Origin of the sequence: Curtobacterium sp. MCSS17_006 (genome assembly GCF_003234215.1) — a bacterium.
Classification (GTDB): Bacteria; Actinomycetota; Actinomycetes; order Actinomycetales; family Microbacteriaceae; genus Curtobacterium; species Curtobacterium flaccumfaciens.
In genome coordinates, this window is the sequence record NZ_QKSO01000013.1 from 75276 (window position 1) to 93291 (window position 18016).

18 protein-coding genes are annotated in these 18016 nt (G+C 71.3%); 9 read left to right on the top strand and 9 right to left on the bottom strand.

The features are described from left to right. Nucleotides 1-248: 248 nt before the first annotated feature. Nucleotides 249-806, top strand: coding sequence for a hypothetical protein (locus DEJ21_RS13125; protein ID WP_111224869.1), 558 nt, complete (start codon nt 249-251; stop codon nt 804-806). Nucleotides 807-888: 82 nt separating this feature from the next. Here DEJ21_RS13125 and DEJ21_RS13130 read toward each other — a convergent pair whose 3' ends face one another. From DEJ21_RS13130 to DEJ21_RS13140, 3 genes are read right to left on the bottom strand one after another with little or no spacing between them, the layout of a single operon-like run. Next, nucleotides 889-1179, bottom strand: a complete 291-nt coding sequence (locus tag DEJ21_RS13130) for a hypothetical protein (protein ID WP_250892802.1) — start codon at nt 1177-1179, stop codon at nt 889-891. A 47-nt stretch (nt 1180-1226) separates the two neighbouring features. Continuing rightward, nucleotides 1227-2390, bottom strand: coding sequence for an ATP/GTP-binding protein (locus DEJ21_RS13135; protein ID WP_111224871.1), 1164 nt, complete (start codon nt 2388-2390; stop codon nt 1227-1229). Between the two features lie 14 nt (nt 2391-2404). After that, on the bottom strand, nt 2405-2872 hold the full coding sequence (locus DEJ21_RS13140; protein ID WP_111224872.1) for a VanZ family protein: 468 nt from the start codon (nt 2870-2872) through the stop codon (nt 2405-2407). A 259-nt stretch (nt 2873-3131) separates the two neighbouring features. On the opposite strand from DEJ21_RS13140, the gene DEJ21_RS13145 reads away from it, so the two are divergent. The 3 genes from DEJ21_RS13145 to DEJ21_RS13155 all read left to right on the top strand — a co-directional run bounded on the left by DEJ21_RS13145 (nt 3132) and on the right by DEJ21_RS13155 (nt 9804). Continuing rightward, the gene (locus tag DEJ21_RS13145) at nt 3132-3461 is read left to right on the top strand and encodes a hypothetical protein (RefSeq protein WP_110892017.1); all 330 of its coding nucleotides are present in this window, start codon (nt 3132-3134) and stop codon (nt 3459-3461) included. A gap of 101 nt (nt 3462-3562) precedes the next feature. After that, nucleotides 3563-3892 carry a hypothetical protein gene (locus DEJ21_RS13150; RefSeq protein ID WP_250896448.1) on the top strand — a complete coding sequence of 110 codons (330 nt, stop codon included), beginning with the start codon at nt 3563-3565 and terminating at the stop codon, nt 3890-3892. Nucleotides 3893-4191: 299 nt separating this feature from the next. Continuing rightward, the gene (locus tag DEJ21_RS13155) at nt 4192-9804 is read left to right on the top strand and encodes an Ig-like domain-containing protein (protein WP_146247773.1); all 5613 of its coding nucleotides are present in this window, start codon (nt 4192-4194) and stop codon (nt 9802-9804) included. 86 nt (nt 9805-9890) lie between these two features. Here DEJ21_RS13155 and DEJ21_RS13160 read toward each other — a convergent pair whose 3' ends face one another. From DEJ21_RS13160 to DEJ21_RS13170, 3 genes are all read right to left on the bottom strand, one after another. Continuing rightward, nucleotides 9891-10622 (bottom strand): SOS response-associated peptidase, encoded by a 732-nt coding sequence (locus tag DEJ21_RS13160; protein WP_111024260.1) that lies wholly within the window; start codon nt 10620-10622, stop codon nt 9891-9893. A gap of 108 nt (nt 10623-10730) precedes the next feature. Beyond that, nucleotides 10731-11372, bottom strand: a complete 642-nt coding sequence (locus DEJ21_RS13165; RefSeq protein WP_111224875.1) for a hypothetical protein — start codon at nt 11370-11372, stop codon at nt 10731-10733. 3 nt (nt 11373-11375) lie between these two features. Further along, nucleotides 11376-12071: a hypothetical protein gene (locus DEJ21_RS13170; protein ID WP_111224876.1), complete on the bottom strand. Its 696-nt coding sequence runs from the start codon at nt 12069-12071 to the stop codon at nt 11376-11378. A 239-nt stretch (nt 12072-12310) separates the two neighbouring features. Here DEJ21_RS13170 and DEJ21_RS13175 point away from each other — a divergent pair, with 239 nt between their 5' ends. After that, nucleotides 12311-12736 (top strand): organic hydroperoxide resistance protein, encoded by a 426-nt coding sequence (locus DEJ21_RS13175; RefSeq protein ID WP_027465016.1) that lies wholly within the window; start codon nt 12311-12313, stop codon nt 12734-12736. Between the two features lie 10 nt (nt 12737-12746). Beyond that, on the top strand, nt 12747-13133 hold the full coding sequence (locus DEJ21_RS13180) for a YchJ family protein (RefSeq protein ID WP_027465017.1): 387 nt from the start codon (nt 12747-12749) through the stop codon (nt 13131-13133). A 22-nt stretch (nt 13134-13155) separates the two neighbouring features. On the opposite strand, the gene DEJ21_RS13185 is transcribed toward DEJ21_RS13180, so the two are convergent. Continuing rightward, nucleotides 13156-14022: a shikimate dehydrogenase gene (locus DEJ21_RS13185; RefSeq protein ID WP_181435885.1), complete on the bottom strand. Its 867-nt coding sequence runs from the start codon at nt 14020-14022 to the stop codon at nt 13156-13158. Between the two features lie 58 nt (nt 14023-14080). On the opposite strand from DEJ21_RS13185, the gene DEJ21_RS13190 reads away from it, so the two are divergent. Next, a complete protein-coding gene (locus DEJ21_RS13190) occupies nt 14081-15088 on the top strand; it encodes an iron-siderophore ABC transporter substrate-binding protein (RefSeq protein ID WP_258375058.1) in 1008 nt (335 codons plus the stop codon). 114 nt (nt 15089-15202) lie between these two features. Here the strand turns inward: DEJ21_RS13190 and DEJ21_RS13195 are convergent, their stop codons facing one another. Next, a complete protein-coding gene (locus DEJ21_RS13195) occupies nt 15203-15607 on the bottom strand; it encodes a DUF1304 domain-containing protein (RefSeq protein ID WP_084740587.1) in 405 nt (134 codons plus the stop codon). 60 nt (nt 15608-15667) lie between these two features. Here DEJ21_RS13195 and DEJ21_RS13200 point away from each other — a divergent pair, with 60 nt between their 5' ends. Both DEJ21_RS13200 and DEJ21_RS13205 read left to right on the top strand, forming a co-directional pair. Continuing rightward, nucleotides 15668-15991: a chorismate mutase gene (locus DEJ21_RS13200; protein ID WP_111024253.1), complete on the top strand. Its 324-nt coding sequence runs from the start codon at nt 15668-15670 to the stop codon at nt 15989-15991. Continuing rightward, nucleotides 15988-17076 carry a beta-propeller fold lactonase family protein gene (locus tag DEJ21_RS13205; protein ID WP_111224879.1) on the top strand — a complete coding sequence of 363 codons (1089 nt, stop codon included), beginning with the start codon at nt 15988-15990 and terminating at the stop codon, nt 17074-17076. The genes DEJ21_RS13200 and DEJ21_RS13205 overlap by 4 nt, the downstream gene beginning before the upstream one ends. Before the next feature lie 16 nt (nt 17077-17092). Here DEJ21_RS13205 and DEJ21_RS13210 read toward each other — a convergent pair whose 3' ends face one another. Further along, nucleotides 17093-18013, bottom strand: a complete 921-nt coding sequence (locus tag DEJ21_RS13210; RefSeq protein ID WP_111033674.1) for a 2-hydroxyacid dehydrogenase — start codon at nt 18011-18013, stop codon at nt 17093-17095. Nucleotides 18014-18016 lie beyond the last annotated feature (3 nt).

An 18016-nucleotide genomic window follows, 5' to 3' on the forward strand; every position in this document is an offset into this window, starting at 1 on the left:
AGGGATTTTTATCCCTGGTGTCCACATAAAGGTCGACACGAGCGCCGGTTGAGCTCACTTGTTCACGGTGAACACATGACGGCCGAAGACCAAAATCCGAAGGATCTGGCACATAACTGTGAAAACCCGCTAGATTGAGGGAACTTCGCCATAGCACCCGCCATAACCATGGTTCGGGACGACGACCGGCGGATCAGCGGGCTCTGGGTGTCAGGGTCTGGAAATCAGATCTCTAGGGGATTCACTTCATGAAGAAGCTCATCGCAGCGGTGGTGCTGGCTGGTGCCGCACTGCTCGCCACTCCGGCCGTCGCCAACGCCGCCGGCTACACGCCTGACTCGAACGTCACCGTCTCCGGCTCCGCCGTCGCCGGTGGGACCGCCTCGGTGAACTTCAGCGAGGGTGCGTTCCAGGACAACGAGACCGTCAACGTCCAGGTCACCGGTGCCGGTGCGGTCACGCTCGGCGCACTGCCGACCACGACCGTCTCGGAGAGCTACACCGCTGCGTCGGACGGCTCGCTCGTCGTGCGCGTCACGTTCCCCCAGGGTGCCTCGGGCACCTACAACCTGACCGCCACCGGCGCCACCTCGGGCGTCGTCGGCTTCGCGGCCTTCACCGTCGCCCCGGCTGACGCTGTTGCCGTGCCGGTCGCCGGTGCTGGCAACGGCACCGACGGCACGCTGGCCTTCACGGGTTCGACCGTCTCCGCCCTGGCCCTCTGGGTCGCCGGCGGCGCTGTCGTCCTCGGTGGTGGCCTCCTGCTGGTCCGCGGCTCGGTCCGCCGCCAGCGCGAGTCCGTCTGAGTCTCGACGAACTGAACGAAGCCCCCGGAGCATCTGCTCCGGGGGCTTCGTCGTGCTCGGCGTCCGCCCGCCAGATCTGACGTCAGGCAGCGGGCGGGGTCGGCCGGTCCCACACTGCGGCGTACCGGTCACGCACCAGCGGCCAGACTTCCGTCAGGGCGTCGTCCATCGAGCGAACGCGCTCGCTCAGCGGCGGGAAGAGCACGAACTCGTGGGGGATCGGACGACCGGCACGATCGCGCCGACCCTCGGGGTCGGTGAACCGCAGGGCCGCGGACCCGTCCTGGTGTCGAAGGACCTCGGCCGCGTCACCCACGCCGTCGAACGCCTCGTCGTAGGCCCGGAGCGGGTCGTCCCCGCTCCCGTCGGGCATCAGGAAACGGAAGCCCCAGGTCCGGCCACGCGTGGCCCAGATCAACGTCACGCGTCGCCCCGACGGAGGATCCGTTGCGCGACACCCCGGTCGAGGTCGTCGGCGAAGCGTTCGAGCACGGCGGTCACGAAGTCCGCCTCGGCCGTCGTCTCCTTCTTCAGCTTGGCCACGCGCGCGGCAGCGAACTTCGTTCCGCGTCGACCGGCCTCGCCCGCGACGAGCCCGACCAGGGCACCGACCGGTCCGGGGAGCTTGAGACGCTTGCTCCCGAGGAACCCCAGGACCGGCCCGGCGAACCGCAGGAGCTGTTCGGCGACGGCGACGGCGCGCTGCTTGTTCGTGGCCCACTTGGCGAACCGCTCGAAGGGGAGCATGGCGGTGATCGGCATGAGCAGGTCGACCCCGGTGCGTGTCCCGACGTCGATCCTGCCGGGCTCGAAGCGCGCCGACGACAACAGGAGGAAGTCCTCACCGACGTCGAGCGCGTCCGGGTCCTCGACGTAGCTCCGCAGGACCGACCGCAGTTCCTCGAGCTCCCCGCCCGCCTTGCCGAGCACCAGCTCGCGGAACCGCTCGACGTCGACGTCCGGCAGCAGGTCGGACTTCGACAGCCCGATCGCCCAGATCCGCGGGAACCGGGCGAGTCGTCGCCCGCCGTTCAGCACGTCGTCGCGGAGCTCGGACAGCCCGGTGTGGAAGTCCGTCAGCAACGCCTTCAGGTACCGTTCCTCCTCGCCCGGGTGCTCCGCCACACGCTGTCCGTCCACCATCAGGATCGCCACGTCGGCGCTGAGCAGCGAACGGAACGTCTCGACCCTCCGCTCGGCTTCCTCCGCTGAGGACGGGTCCTGCTCGAACCACTCGCCGGGGTAGTCGTGCCACACGACCCGGAGCGTCTTCGCGGCCTTCGGCTTCCCCCGGACCTTCGACTTCGACGTCGCATCGGCAGTCGGTTCGATCGTGAACGCGTACTCGGTCGACGCGAAGCGGTTCGCCGTCGGGGCCGACGCTGAATCGCGCATGCCGAGGTAGTTCTGGTGCAGCTTCCGACCCTGCGCCTTGTCCACGGCTCGGACGGCGTACCCCTTGGTTCGGCGGAAGCTCGGTTCCTGCGCGCCGCCGTAGAACGACGACAGCAGCACGGTCTTCCCGCTCCCGCTCCCTCCGAACACGGCGACGTGTTGCTCCAACGGATCCGTCTGTGTGCTCATGGGGTGAACGGTAGTCACCGTCGGCGATGAGCCGCACGGCTGAGCAGCAGCACCCCCACCACGGCTCCCAGGAGTGCCCCTACGCCGTTCGCGACGACGTCGTCGACGGTCGCGGTGCGGGCGGGCAGGAACAGCGCCTGACCGGTCTCGATGCACGTGCTGACGACGAGCCCCGCGGCGATGGCGGCCCACCACCACCTGGCGCCGGCGAGCAGCACGACGAGCAGGCCGAGCGGTACGAAGTAGGCCACGTTCGCCAGCGACTCGACGGTGGCGTAGTCGATGCGCTGTGGCAGGCCGTGTCGATGCGCGGCTGCGAGGGCGCGGGTGAGCCACGGGCCTCCTGCAGCGTCGACGGGGGAGCCCCAGAACCCGACGAGTACCAGGGCGACGCCGTAGGCGATCGCCAGCCCCGTCGCGAACCGACGGCTGCGCCAGGTGGCCGGAGCGCGGTCGTCGACGCGGGGCTTGTCGGAGGTCACGTGCCGACGCTAGCGAGTCGCGCCTCCAGGCAGGTGTCCGCACCATCTCGTCCCCCAATCGTGCCGATCCGGAAAACGAGTACCCCGATCCTGGCGCTGTACCCCGGAAGTGCGTCACACCACCCCGGAAATCCGGGGCTGCCCGATGAAGGGCATTGACGGAACCCGTGAATCCACGGGCCTCGCTGGCGATCCCCTCGGCGCTTCTCGTAGCGTTCTCGTGTCAGCAGATGTACCCCGGATCGTGAAGGAGAGCGACATGAGCATCACCGTGAACAACGCGACGCAGGCCGAGGTCACCCTCGACACCGACACCGTGGACACCATCGCGATCCTCGAAGCCGATGCAGCGCTCTCCTCGCGCCCCAAGCGCGCCAAGGTCACCTGGGTGCAGGAAGACCAGGGCGAGTGGATCGCCGGCTACGGCGGGTACTTCGGCGGCAGCGTCGACAAGCGTGACGACCGGTACGTCGCCTCCGACACCTTCGGGCTCGTCGTCGGCGAGTTCGCCTCCCTCGAAGAGGCGCAGACGAAGCTCGAGGACCAGCTGCACGTGATGCTCCCGCCGGTCATCCGGCCGGTCGAGTGACGACAGCTCCCACCAGGACCACCGGCGTCGACCGCGACGCCCGCACCACCCGGAACCACCGGCACCACCCAGTACGCAGCACAGCACGAAGGAGCAGCACCATGAGCACGACCGTCGCCCACCGCCAGCAGGCCGAGGTGACCCTGGACACCCAGACGATCGAGGTCATCGCCGAGATCGAGGCCGAGGTCCTGGCTCCCGTGCAGGCAGCCCCCGTCCGGATCTCGTGGGCGCAGGCCGACACCGGTCTGTGGGTCGCGAACTACGGCGGCTACTACGGCGGCACCGTCGACCGGCAGGGCACCCACTTCTTCGTCGCCGACACGTTCGGCGAGTACGTCGGGGACTTCCGCTCCCTCGACGAAGCCAAGTCGCGGCTGGCCGAGCGTCTGCACGTGCTGCTGCCGGACGTGATCCGTCCGACCGCCTGATCCACTGCTGATCGCTCGCTGATCCTCGAACCCCCGCCGGCATGCCGGCGGGGGTTCGTCGTGTGCCCGGGGCGCGAACGGGTCGCGACGGCGGGCACTGGCGGCCGTGGCGTGCCGGGCCGCGGCGTGACGTGCCGGGCCGCGGCGTGGCCCCTGAACGAGTGGTCCCCCCTATTGGGGACCCCGATTGTCCCCACCCGAACACGAGGAACTGCCAGGATCAACCTGGCGCCAACGACCGTTCTCCCTGATCCTCCGGTCGGTCTCGGTGCCCGCATCGTCTCGACCCGAAAGTGATCATGCAGCGTTCGAACCCGGGCACCGCTGTGCCCACCGACGGTCCCGACCGTCCTGCCGGCACCCGTGCCACCCGCCGACCCGGCCTGCGCGCCGTCGCCGTGCTCGGAGCCGCACTCCTGGGGGGTACGGGGCTGACCGCCACTTCGGCGGTCGTCGCGGCTGCGCCGGCCTCCGCCGTCAGCGCCACGAAGGACGGCGCCCTGGTCTGCACCCCGCAGGAGACGCTGTACGCGATCGACGGCACCGGCAAGGTCGTCGCCGTCGACATCAGCACGGGAGCCTCGCGGGGCACGACCGCCGACGTCACGAACCTCGGCACCGGCGCGAACAACGGTCTCGGCATCTCGCGTGAGGGCGTCTCGATGTTCGCGGCGTCGAACAACAAGACGGCGACGCTGCGACAGTTCGACCCGAAGACCGGCGTCGCGTCGGACCCGGTCGCGACGGAGTCCGTCCGCTCGGTGATCCGCGGCGCGGTCAACCCGGTGACGGGCATCTACTACTACGGCTCGAACAAGGGCTGGCTCGGGGCGTATGACCCGAAGAGCGGCAAGTACCTCGGGCAGGTCGGCCAGATCGACGGCCTGAAGGACGGCAACGGCGACTTCGCGTTCAGCTCGCGCGGTCTGTTCTTCGTCGTCGCGTCGGACACCGTGTACCGGGTCAACACCGACGCCGTCCCCACGGCCTCGGGTACGACTGCCATGACCACCAGCGCGATCGCCACCCTGCCCGCCGGCACGAACAGCCCCGGTATCGCGTTCTCGTCCGACGGCTACCTCTACGTCTCGAACACCCCGACGAACAGCACCGTCACGACGATCTACCAGCTGGACCCGACCTCGGGCAAGGAGGTCCGCAACTTCCGGATCGCCGGCGACTTCGCCGCGTCCGACCTGGCGAGCTGCAACTACGCCGACACCGTGACCGGTGCCGCGAGCGTCGACCAGCGCTGGAACAGCGGCGACCAGTTCGCCCTGGCCATCAGCGGTGGCGGGATCGACACCACCAAGCCGGGCAGCGCCGGCACGACCAGCGGATCCGCCACCGGCGTGCAGGCGCAGAAGGCCGGCGCCGTCCTGACCACGCCGAACAAGGACTACACGGTCAAGCAGACCGCTGCGGGTACCACCGACCTGGCGAACTACGACACGACGTGGAAGGCGGTCGACCAGACGACCGGCGCGACCGTCGCCGGCGGTACCGGCTCGACGGGGACCTTCACGTTCCCGGCAGCCACCACCGCGGACGGCACCGACGTCCTGGTCACCTTCACGAACACGCTGAAGGCCACGCACGTCACCACCAGCAGCGACACCGCCACGACCCCCACGGGCACGGCGCTGTCGGTGCCGGCTGCCTCGGGTGTGCTCGCGAACGACCGCGGCACCGGCCTGTCCGTCGTCTCGAACACCACGCCGGCGCACGGCACCGCCTCGGTCGCCGCCGACGGCTCGTACACGTACACCCCGGCCGGCGGGTTCTCCGGCTCGGACACGTTCCAGTACACGGCGAAGGACTCCTCGGGGCAGACCTCGACCAGCACCGTGACCGTCACCGTCGCACCGAAGGGCTCCGACGACGCGTACAGCGTGCACGCGGGCACCGTGCTCACGGTGGACGCCGCGGACGGCGTCCTGTCGAACGACCGGGGGTCCGACCTGACCCTCACCGGCCACGGCCAGCCGTCGCACGGTCTGGTGAAGATCGCCGCCGACGGTTCGTTCTCGTACGGCGCCGAGAAGGGGTACTCCGGCCCGGACGCGTTCACGTACACGGCGAAGGACGGCTCCGGCGCGACCGTCACCGCGACGGTGCGACTCACCGTCCTGCCGACCGCGACGGCCGACGCCGCCACCGCGACAGCCGGCTCGCCGACGACCGGCAACGTGCTCGACAACGACCTGGGCACCGGCCTGACCGTCACCGGCAGCAGTGCCCCCGCCCACGGCTCGGCGACGGTGCGTCCGGACGGCTCGTACTCGTACACCCCGGCCGCCGGGTTCTCCGGCACCGACTCCTTCACGTACACCGTGACCGACGGCAGCGGTGGGACCGACACCGTCACCGTGACCGTGCAGGTCGCCCCGGCCGCGCAGGACGACACCGTCAAGGTCGCGGCGGGCGGCACCGCCACGGCCGACACCCGGGCGACCGGCGTGCTCGGCAACGACTCCGGCACCGGGCTCACCGTGGCGTCGAACACGTCCCCCTCGCACGGTGCGCTGACGCTCGACGAGGCCACCGGCACCTTCACGTACACGCCGGCCGAGGGGTACTCCGGCCCGGATGCGTTCACGTACACGGCGGTCGACGGCTCCGGCTCGCCGAGCACCGCGACCGTCTCCATCACGGTCAACCCGACCATCGGTGCCGACACCGCGTCGACGGACGCCGGTACCCCCGTGACGATCGACGTGCAGGCCAACGACCGTGGCTCGGACCTCGAGACCACGATCGTCACCGGCCCGTCCCACGGCACGGCCGTCGTCGCAGAGGACGGCTCGGTCGAGTACACGCCGACCGCCGGAGCGTCCGGCAACGACTCGTTCACCTACACGGTGACCGACGGCAGCGGTGTCACCACCGGTGCGGCGACCGTCACGATCACCGTGCGACCCGTCGCCACCGCCGACACGGTGTCGACCCGGGCCGACGAGGCGCTGACCATCGACGCCGCCACCCTGACCGGCAACGACCGGGGCACGGGGCTGACCGTGACCGACGTGACCGCAGGCGGGGCCGCGGGCAGCGGCAGCGGCACCGGCACCGGCACCGGCACCGGTGCCGGCGCCGGCACCGGCGAGACCGGCACCGCCCGCGGCACCGTCACGCTCGACCGTGCCACCGGCCGCGTCGTCTACACCCCGGCCGACGGCTTCTCGGGCACGGACACCTTCACCTACACGGTGGTCGACGGAGCAGGCCGCTCCACGACCGGCACGGTCACGGTCGTCGTCGGCCCGCGCGCCACGGCCGACACCGCCACCGCCACGGCCGGCTCGACCCTGACCGTCGCGAAGGGCGACGGCGTGCTCGCGAACGACCGGGGCACCGGCCTGACCGCGGCCGTCGACCAGCAGCCTGCACACGGCACGGTCGAGCTCGCCGCGAACGGCTCGTACACGTACACGCCGAAGGACGGCTTCTCGGGCACGGACACCTTCACCTACACGGCGACGGACCCCGCCGGTCGCACCACCACCGGCACCGTCACCATCACGGTCCGCCCCGGCACGGAGCCCGACACCGTCACGGTCGCGGCGGGTGGCAGCACCACGGTCACCTCCGGTGCCCTGACGGGCAACGACCACGGCACGGGCCTGACGGTCGTGTCCGTCACGGACGGGAAGAACGGCACCGCGACCCGCAACGACGACGGCACGATCACGTACACGCCGAAGGACGGCTTCTCCGGTACGGACACCGTCACCTACACGGTGACGGACCCGTCGGGCGCCACGAACACCGGCACCGTGACGGTCACCGTCACCCCGGTCGCCGGTGGCGGGTCGACCTCGGCCGAGGCCGACGCCACCACCACCGTGCCGGCCGGCACCGGACTGCTCGACGGTGCGAAGGGCACCGACCTGGCGGTCACCGACCACACGAAGCCCTCGCACGGTGACGTGACGGTCGACGAGGACGGCTCGTACACGTACAAGCCCGAGCCGGGCTACTCCGGCCCGGACGAGTTCGACTACACGGTCACCGACGGTTCCGGCGGGACGACCACGGGCACCGTGACGATCGTCGTCGCCCCGAAGGCCGCCGCGGACACCGCGACGACGAGCGCCGCGACCCCGGTCGACGTTCCCGTAACCGGCAACGACTCGGGCACGAAGCTCGCCGTCACCGCGGTCTCGAAGCCCGGCCACGGCACCGCCACGATCACCGGCAGCGCGACGACCGGCGGAACCGGCGGCGGCGCAACCGGCCCGACCGGTGCCAGCTCGGTCACGTACACGCCCGCCGACGGGTTCTCCGGCACGGACACGTTCACCTACACGGTGACCGACCCGACCGGCGGCACCGCGACGGCGACCGTCACCGTGACCGTCACGCCGACCGCGGTCGCCGACGCCCTGCGCACCGCGGCGAACACCGCGCTGCCGATCACCGGCGCGACCCTGACCGGCAACGACCGGGGCACCGGCCTCGCCGTCACCGCGCACGGCCGCGCTGAGCACGGCACCGTGACCGAGGGCACCGAGCCCGGCGCGCTCGTCTACACCCCGGCGAAGGGCTTCTCCGGCGCGGACACGTTCGAGTACACGGTGACCGACGGCGCCGGACGGACCTCGACCGCGACGGTCACGGTCGTCGTCGGCGTCGCCGCGGTCGACCACTGGCACACCATGTCGACGAACCGCAGCATGCGCATGGCCGCCGACAAGGGCGTGCTGGTCGGCGACTCCGGTCGTGGGCTCTGGGCCGCCATGGAGACGAAGCCGTTCAACGGCACACTGTCGCTCGAGAAGGACGGCTCGTACGTCTACACGCCCACGTCGAACTGGTCCGGACGTGACTGGTTCACCTACTCGGCCAACGACGCCGACGGCACCGCGGCGTTCGCGCGAGTCGTCATCGACGTCGCCCCGGCCGCGAAGGACGACAAGGCCACGACCACGGCCGGCAAGACGGTCCGGGTCGCCGGCCACGGCGTGCTCGGCAACGACCACGGTGACGCCCTGAGGGTCGTCGCGGTGGGGCAGGCCCGTCACGGCACGGCCTCCATCGCCGCCGACGGCACGTTCGTCTACACCCCGGCGAAGGGCTTCTCGGGCACCGACACCGTCACGTACCGTGCGCAGGACTCGATGGAGCAGCAGGTCGACGCCACCGTCACGATCACGGTCGGCATCGCCGCAGCGGACGACTCCGGGCGCACCGTGTCCGGCACGCCCGTCACCCGCGACGCCCGCCACGGCCTGCTCGCCGACGACCAGGGCACCGGCCTCACGGCCGCCCCGGCCCGGAAGCCCGCCCACGGCACCGTGACGATCCAGCGGAACGGCGCGTACGTCTACACCCCGGCGGCCGGCTTCACCGGCACGGACACCTTCACCTACACGGTGACGGACGCCTCGGGGCAGACGGCCACCGCCACCGCGACCATGACCGTGGTCGCCGCGGCGGTCGCCACCGACGACTCCGCCACCGGGATCGTCGGACACCGGGTCGTCGTGGATCCGCTCGACAACGACTCCGCCACCGGCGGCGCCACGTTCGAGCCGGGCACGCTGCACCTGCTCCACCCGGAGTCCGGCACACCGACCGACCGTGTGGTCGTCGCCGACCAGGGCACCTGGACCATCCGCGACGGCCGCGTCGTCTTCACTCCGCAGGAAGGCTTCACCGGAACCACGTTCGTCGGTTACGAGGTCACCGACAGCGCGGGACAGACGGTCAGCGCGACCGTCACGGTTCGGTTCCCGACCGGGCTCGCCGCGATCGTCCACGGCACCGAGCTCGCCTTCACGGGCGTGACCGGGCTGGTCGGCCTCGGGCTCGCGGCACTCGCGCTCATGCTGGCGGGCGTGCTCCTGGTGACCCGACGACGGATCGCGGTCCGCGTCGCGCCGGGCATCCGCCGCAGCGCACGTCCGTAACAGGGTGCCGGACTGGAGGCCCGGATCACCGCAGCAGACCCGCTGCGGTGATCCGGGCCTCCTGTCCGCGCGCGGGGCGCGACCGCCTACGCGACGGGCGCGATGAGCTGCGGTCCGTCGTTCCGCACGCTGTTCACCGTGCGGGAGACCTCGTACTGCTCCAGGCCCGCGGCCACCGCCAGCGACTCGTGGTCGAGCAGGGCGAGCAGGTCGTCTGACCGGAGGTCGCCGCCGAGCCAGTCGTCGTAGCCGTCGGGCGTCAGGAACGCGGGCATGCGATCGTGGACCTCGCCCGGGGCGACGTGGGCGTCACGGGTGATGATCGCGAGCGACAGCCGCCACTTGTCCGGGTCACCCTCGGGCTTCGTGGGGTCGGGCCAGGCGCTCACGACGCCGGCCATCGCCAGGGCGCCGCCGGGTTCGTGTACGAAGTGGGGTTCCTTGCCGTCCTCACGCACGACCCACTCGTAGTACCCCTGCGCCGGGACGATGCAGCGGTTCGTGGCGAAGGCCCGCTTGAACATGCCGCTCGTCGCGACCGTCTCGATGCGGGCGTTGATCGGCTTCGGGCGCTGCTTCTGGAAGTCCTTCGCCCAGCTCGGCACGAAGCCCCAGCTGATCTGTGGCAGCTCGCGTTCACCGTGCCGCTGGCGGACGGCGTACACGGGGTCGGTCGGGGCGACGTTCCAGCTCGGGGCGAGGCCGGGGTGCACCTCGCCGGTGTCCTCGTCGACGTGCTCGGTCCGGGCGGCGAGCTCGCCCATGAGCTCGGGCAACAGATCGGCCGTGGTGTCGGAGACGACGAACCTTCCACACATGCGCCCAGTGTGCCCGTCGCCGCCGACAGTGGTGCGCGTCGGGGTGCGCCGTTCACGCTTCGTGAGCAGGAATGGTCGAGTGCCCGACGGCGACTCGACCCCTTCTGCTCACGAAGTGGGGCGTGCGGGGGTCTCGGGTGCGGGTGCGGGTGCGGGCTCGAGGGACTCGGCGGCCAGGCGGGCTCGTTCGGAGCGGCCGAGGCGGATGACGTACTCCGACAGCCCGATCGTGTACACCGCGATCAAGAGCACCTGGAACCCGCTGGCGGACCCGAGGACGAACGCCCCGAGGACGGCGACGAGACCCGAACCGAGCAACGGTGCGACGCGGGCGAGCGTGCCGATCAACCCCCGCCGCAGCAGGACGGTGTCGGTGCGCACGATCTCGCGGTGCTCCGGCAGGACCGGCACCGGCCGACGCTGCACGTACAGCTGCGTGGCACCCCGCGCGGCGAGCTGCCACGAGGGCCGCACCTGCCGACCGTTGATCGTGGTCGAAGGGTCCGGCGGCTGCCACGTCGGGATGCACGCGAAGGCGAGCAGTCCGACGCCGAGCGCCAGCAGCACCATCGCGACCACGCTGCGGACCGGAGTGGTCCCCGTCCAGTCGACCCGGGCCTCCAGGACGGCCATGCCGACCAGCGCGACGACCGCCGCGATGCCGGACCGCAGGGCGGCACGACGGACGCGTGCCGGATCGAGCAGGTCCGTGACGTGCCGGCGGAAGACCTGCCAGCCGAGCGTGAACACGGGTCACTCCTCCGGCAGGGCGAGCTTGCTGCCGCTCCGTGCGCCGGGACGGCCTCGAGGCGGCAGGGGCGGGGGAACCGGCGGGAGCGCTTCGGCCTCGACGCGGAGCTGCTCCTGGCGGCCGAGGGTGCGCAGTCCTCCGATCCCCGTGGCGGACCCGGTGATGCCCAGGAAGAACCAGAACCATGGCAACCGGGGCAGGCCGGTACCAGCCGAGATCGCGGCGACGTCGACGATCACCACGGCGAGAAGGGCGGCCGCGCACCCGGTCAGGATCAGGAGGCCGCCGAGCGCCGAGCGGACGAGCAGGTCGCGGGTCTCCGGCAGGCGGTCGAGGACGGCGTCGCGGTGCTTCGGGTCGACCGGGGGCGGGTTGCGGCGGTAGTACCGGGCGACCGCCTCCTGTGTGCGCCATCCGATGCCGGGGATCGGCGGGACCGCCCACCCCTTCGGCCCGGACGGGACGCAGGCGGCTGCGAGGCACCCGAAGCCCACGGACAGGAGCAGGCCGACGACGACCATTCCGGCCGATGGGAGCGGTGTGGCGTCGAACACATCCGTGATCAGCGTGAGCACCAGCAACCCGACGAACGCCACCACCACGCCGATGATGCCGACGAGCCGGATGCGGCGGCGGCGCCGGGGGCTGACGAGTGCGGGGAGACGCTCGCGGAACACCTGCCACCCGATCTTGAACACTCATCATGTCTACCCGGTGGCGGTCCCGGGTGCCCGGACGCTCGCTCGTCCTCTCGTTCGTGAGCAGAAGATGTCGGGTGCGGGCGAGGGACTCGACATCTTCTGCTCACCAAGCGACGCGCTCGCACCCGCAGCCGCCCGCCCGGACACGCCCGAGCGCCGCGCGCCCGGAGCAGCCGCACCCGCGACGTGGTGCTGCCGCTCAGGATTCGTCCAGGCGAGCACGGTGACCTCGGACCATGAGTCTCGACATCGTCTACACCGCCGCTGCCCACGCCACCGGAGGCGGCCGCGACGGACACGTCCGCAGCGAGGACGACCGGCTCGACCTCGACACCCGCCCGCCGAAGGAGATGGGTGGCAGCGGCGAGGGCACCAACCCCGAGCAGCTCTTCGCCGCCGGGTACGCCGCGTGCTTCCTCGGCGCCCTGCACGCCGCCGGCAAGGAGCTCGAGGTCGACACCACCGGCGCCGAGGTCTCCGCCGAGGTCGGCATCGGCGGCACCGGCAACGGCGCCTTCGGCCTCGCCGTGGAGCTCGACGTCTACGCCCCGAACGCCCCGCAGGAGCAGCGCCAGCGCCTGGCCGAGCGTGCACACGAGATCTGCCCGTACTCGAACGCCACCCGCGGCAACATCACCGTCACGCTGTCCATCGTCGACTAGCGTTCGGCCGGTGGTCACCGACACGACGCGCTGCCCGTGCCTGAGCGGCAACCCCTACGGCGAGTGCTGCGGCCCCCTGCACGCCGGGGCCGTGGCGCCGACCGCGGAACGGCTCATGCGCTCCCGCTTCAGCGCCTTCGCGCTGGGCCTGCCGGAGTACCTGCTGCTCACCTGGCACCCGCGCACCCGCCCGGCGGGTCTCGAGTTGGACCCGACCCAGCGCTGGACCCGGTTGGACGTGCTGGCGACCACCTCGGGAGGCCCGTTCGACTCCCACGGCACCGTCACGTTCCGCGCGTGGTGGCGTTCCGACGACGAGCGCGGCACGCTCGAGGAGACGAGCGACTTCGTCCGCGAGCAGGGACGATGGTTCTACGTGGACGGCGTGGTCGCCTGACCGTCTCGGTCGTCCGTGGCTCCTAGCTGCCGATGACGGCGGGCAGGTCGACCGCGGTGCGCATCGCCCGGCGGACCCCGGCCTCGTCGGGGAGCAGTTCGTCCTCGTCACCGGTGAGGAAGAACCGGATCTGCCCGATCGCCTGCTCGGTGAGCATGTCGAGGCCGTTCAGCACGCGGCCCCCTGAGTCGGTCCAGCGGCTGGCGACCGCTGTGGGCCACGGTTCGTAGGCGACGTCGAACAGGAGGGCGTCCGGCCCCGACGGACGGAACTCGAGTGGATCGGCTGCACCGCCCGGCAGCGTCGAGAGAACGAACCCGTGGTGGGTGCCGGCGAGTTCGCTCAGGGGGTGCACCTCGAGCGTCACACCGAGCCGGACGGCCAGGTCGACCAGCGCACGGGTCTTCGCGGTGTCGCGGACGAACACCCGGACGAGCGACGCCCCGAGCCGGACGGCAGCGGTCAGGGCGCTCGCCGCGGTGGCTCCGCCACCCAGGATCGTGGCCTCGCCGGGCAGGTGTCCGAGCGCCTTGACCGGGCGGACGAGTCCCTGCACGTCGGTGTTCGCGCCGGCTCGGACGATCGTGGAGCCCTCATGGCGGAACGCGACCGTGTTGGCGACGCCGAGCTCGTCGACGAGCGGGGTCGTGCGGTCGAGCAGCGGCAGCACCTCGCGCTTGAGTGGCATCGTGAGGCTCAGCCCACGCCATTCCGGACCCAGCCCCGCGACGAACGCGGCGAGCTCGCCGGACGCGACCTCGTGCCTCCCGTACGTGAAGGGCAGGTCGAGCGCATCGTAGGCCGCAGCGTGGAGCGTGGGCGAGAGCGAGTGCGCGATGGGGGAGCCGAGCACCGCGAGGTGCGTGCGGCCTGGATCGGTGAACGCCACGGTCACCCAGCCTAGCCAGCCGTTTTCCTGCGCACCCCGTTAGGTTAGGCTACCCTTCGTGAACCGTTCTCCCTTGCGTCTCCGACGCGTGCTCGCCGCAGCCGGCGCCGTCGTCGCAGCGTCCCTCGTCCTCGCCGGCTGCGCGTCCGGCTCCGGCTCCTCGACCGACTCGGCGTCGTCGGGGTCGTCCGACGCCGCGTTCCCGGTCTCGATCACGACCGGCCTCGGCACCACCACCATCGAGTCGGCACCGAAGCGCGTCGTCGCACTCGGGTGGGGCGACGCCGAGACGGCGCTCGAGCTCGGTGTGCAGCCGGTCGGTGCGAGCGACTGGCTCGCGTTCGGCGGCGACGGTGTCGGTCCGTGGCTCAAGGGTGCGTACGACAAGTCCCCGAAGATCATCCAGACGCTCGAGCCGAGCTACGAGGACATCCTCAAGCTGAACCCCGACGTGATCCTCGACGTGAAGTCCTCGGGTGACAAGGAGCGGTACGACAAGCTCTCCGCGATCGCGCCGACCGTGGCGATCCCGAAGGGCGGCGCGAACTACCTCGCGTCGACCGAGCAGCAGACGACGATGATCGCGAAGGCGCTCGGCAAGGAGTCCGAGGGCAAGAAGCTGCTCACCGGCCTCGACGACGCCTACGCCGCAGCACGCAAGGCGCACCCGGACTTCGAGGGCAAGACGGCCGTCGTCGGTGCCTACAGCTCCGAGGGCTTCGGGGCGTACGCCTCCACGGACAGCCGTTCGACCTTCATGCGGAACCTCGGCTTCGAGATCCCGAAGGCCATCGACGAGCAGGCCGGCAAGGAGTTCTCCGTGCACCTGTCCGACGAGAACCTCGACCTGCTCGACGCCGACCTGACGCTGATCCTGCCGATCTACGTCGACGCGTCGGAGGCCTCGTCGAACAAGCTGTTCCAGAAGGTGCCGTCGGTCGAGGCCGGGCACTCGATCGTCTTCGACGACAAGGACGTCTCGTCGGCGTTTTCGATGGGCACCACGGCTGCGATCGAGTGGGCGCTCGACAAGCTGCCGGCGCAGTTCGAGGAGAAGCTCGGCTAGGGCTGGTCGTCGCTGCTGGCCGGTTCCGCTGGTCAGCACCGCGAAAGCGACAGGGTGCCACCGATGTTCGGTGGCACCCTGTCGCTTTCGCAGTTCGGGGGAGGGGGAGCTGGACTAGACGCCGATGGTGGAGCCCAGCAGTGCGAAGAGCAGCGCGATCAGGGGGAGCGTGCCCTGCTTGAACGCGGAGTTGACGTACTTGCGACCCGAGCCGACCAGGATCACCGCGGCACCGAGCATGCTCGCGGTCGAGAACACCACGAGGGTCCAGCCGCTCACGGTGTTGCCGGCCAGCACGAGCACGACGCCGAGGATCGCCCCGATCGCCAGGAACAGGTTGTAGAAGCCCTGGTTGAAGGCGAGCGAACGGGTCGCCACGGCTTCGGTCTCGGAAGCGATGCCGAAGATCCGGCGCGCTTGCGGACTGGTCCAGATGACCGATTCGAGGAAGAAGATGTACACGTGGATGAGGCCCGCGAGGACCGCACAGACGCCCGAGATCACCAGCAGGACCGACATGTGCACATTCTCGCAGCAGCGGGCCGGGTTCCGCTGCACGTCCGCCAGTAGGCTCGGACCATGAACGACGACGTCACCCTGTCCGAGGCCGACGCGAGCGCCGTCGCCGAACTGCGGAGCATCCGGCAGAGCATCGACAACATCGACGCCGCCGTGATCCACATGCTCGCGGAACGCTTCAAGTACACGCAGCGCGTGGGGCACCTGAAGGCCGAGTCGGGCATGCCCGCCGCCGACCCGGACCGCGAACGGATCCAGGTCGCACGGCTCCGGTCGCTCGCCGCCGACTCCCACCTCGACCCCGCCTTCGCCGAGAAGTTCCTCAACTTCATCGTCGCCGAGGTCATCCACCACCACGAGCGCATCGCGGGCCGCGACGAATGAGCGCCGAGCTGCCGTCGCTGCTCATCGGGTCGTACACGGCGACCGGCGGCGGGAACGCCACGGGCATCTCGCTGGTCGACGCCGGACCGGTCGGAGCCGTCCCGGCACCCCGGACCGTCGCGGTGCTCGACGACCCCTCGTTCCTCGCGGTCTCGGCTGACCGGGTCTACGCGGTCTCCGAGACGAACGACGGTGCCGTGTCGGCCTTCCGGCTGCAGGGCGGCGCACTCGAGCACCTGTGGGACGCCCCCGCCGGTGGGGACGCCCCGTGCCACGTGCGGGTCGACCCCTCGGGCGCGCTCGTCGTCACGAACTACGTCTCGGGCACGGTGACGGCGATCTCGCTCGCCCCGGCCGAGTCGCACGCCGCCTCGGTGACCGCCAGCGACGGCGTGGTGCTGCACGGGGACGCCGACCAGCGCTCGGTGCCGGCAGAGGCGGTCGCGGTCGCCGTGCTGCCCGACGCCACGGGTCCTGACGAAGACCGCCAGGACGGCCCGCACGCCCACCAGTCGATCGCCACCCCGGACGGCACGGTGCTCGTCGCCGACCTCGGCGGCGATGCCCTGCACGAGTTCCGCGTCACGGTGTCGGCCGACGGGGTCCCCGCCATCGAGGCGCTCCGCGTGCACCACGTGACCCCCGGCGCCGGCCCGAGGCACATGGCCTGGATCGACGGTGACCTGCTCGTCGCCGGTGAACTCGACGGGCGTGTCCACCGTCTGCGCCGCGACGGCTCCGGGTCGTTCGTGACGATCGCCGCCGTGCCGACGTTCGACGGTGCGGTGGGGGAGTCGCTGCTCAGCCACATCGAGGTCGACGAGGCCGGCCGCGTGTACGTGGCCGTGCGCGGGCGTGACCTGCTCGTGGTGCTCGACGCGCGTGACGGCGGGCTCGCCGTCGTCGGTTCGGTGCCCTGCGGTGGGGTCTGGCCGCGGCACTTCGCGCGGGTGCCCGGGTTCGTCCTGGTGGCGAACCAGATGTCCGACGCCGTCGCCGTGCTGCCGCTCGACGCCGAGGGCATGCCCGGCGAAGCCGTCGCGCAGATCCCGGTCGGCACCCCGACCTGCATCGTCCCGCTCTGACGCCGGGACCGTCCGGCTAGAACTCGATCAGGTTCTCGAACGGGCGACCCTCGGCCAGCGCGGCGACCTGCTTGCGCATCAGCTCGATCGACCGCGGCACGCTCAGGTCGGTGTTGCCGCCGACGTGCGGGGTGAGCACGGTGTTCGGCGTCGTCCAGAGCGGGTGTCCGGCGGGCAGGGGCTCCGGGTCGGTGACGTCGAGGGCCGCGAACAGCCGCTCCGACCGCAGCTCGGCGACCAGGGCGTCGGTGTCGACGACCTTGCCGCGCGCCACGTTCACCACGAGGGCACCGTCCGGCAGCGCCGCCAGCAGCTCCGCGTCGACCAGGCGTTCGGTCTCGGCGGTGAGCGGCGCGATGAGCACGAGGACGTCGGTCGTCGGAGCCAGCTCGGGCAGCTCGCCGAACGCGTGCACGTGCCGGCCGTCCTGCTCACGAGCGGTCCGGGCGACCACCGTCACCTCGGTGCGGAACGCCTCGAACCGGGTGGCGATCGCGGATCCGATCGCCCCGTAGCCGACGACGGTCACCCGGCGGTCGGCGAGCGATCGGGTCTCGCGGGCGTCCCAGACGCCGTTGGCCCGGTCGACCTGGAACGCCGAGATCTCACGGAGCGACGTCAGCGCGAGGCCGACCGCGAGCTCGGCGGTCTCGTCGTCGTGGATGCCGCGACCGTTCGCCAGCTGCGCGTGACCGGGCACGTGCGGGACGGCGTGCTCGTACCCGGCGCTCGGCAGCTGCAGGAGCTGGAGCTCGGGCAGGTCGTGCACGAACTGCCAGCGGTGCCGCCCCTCGAAGTAGAACGGCAGGAACGTGATCGCGACGTCGTCCGGGCGACCGTACGGCGACTCGACGTCCCAGACGTCCAGCTCGATGCCGTCCGGCACGGGGCCGAACCGGTCGACGAGCTCGGCGAAGGGCAGGGTGACGATCGGCATCCG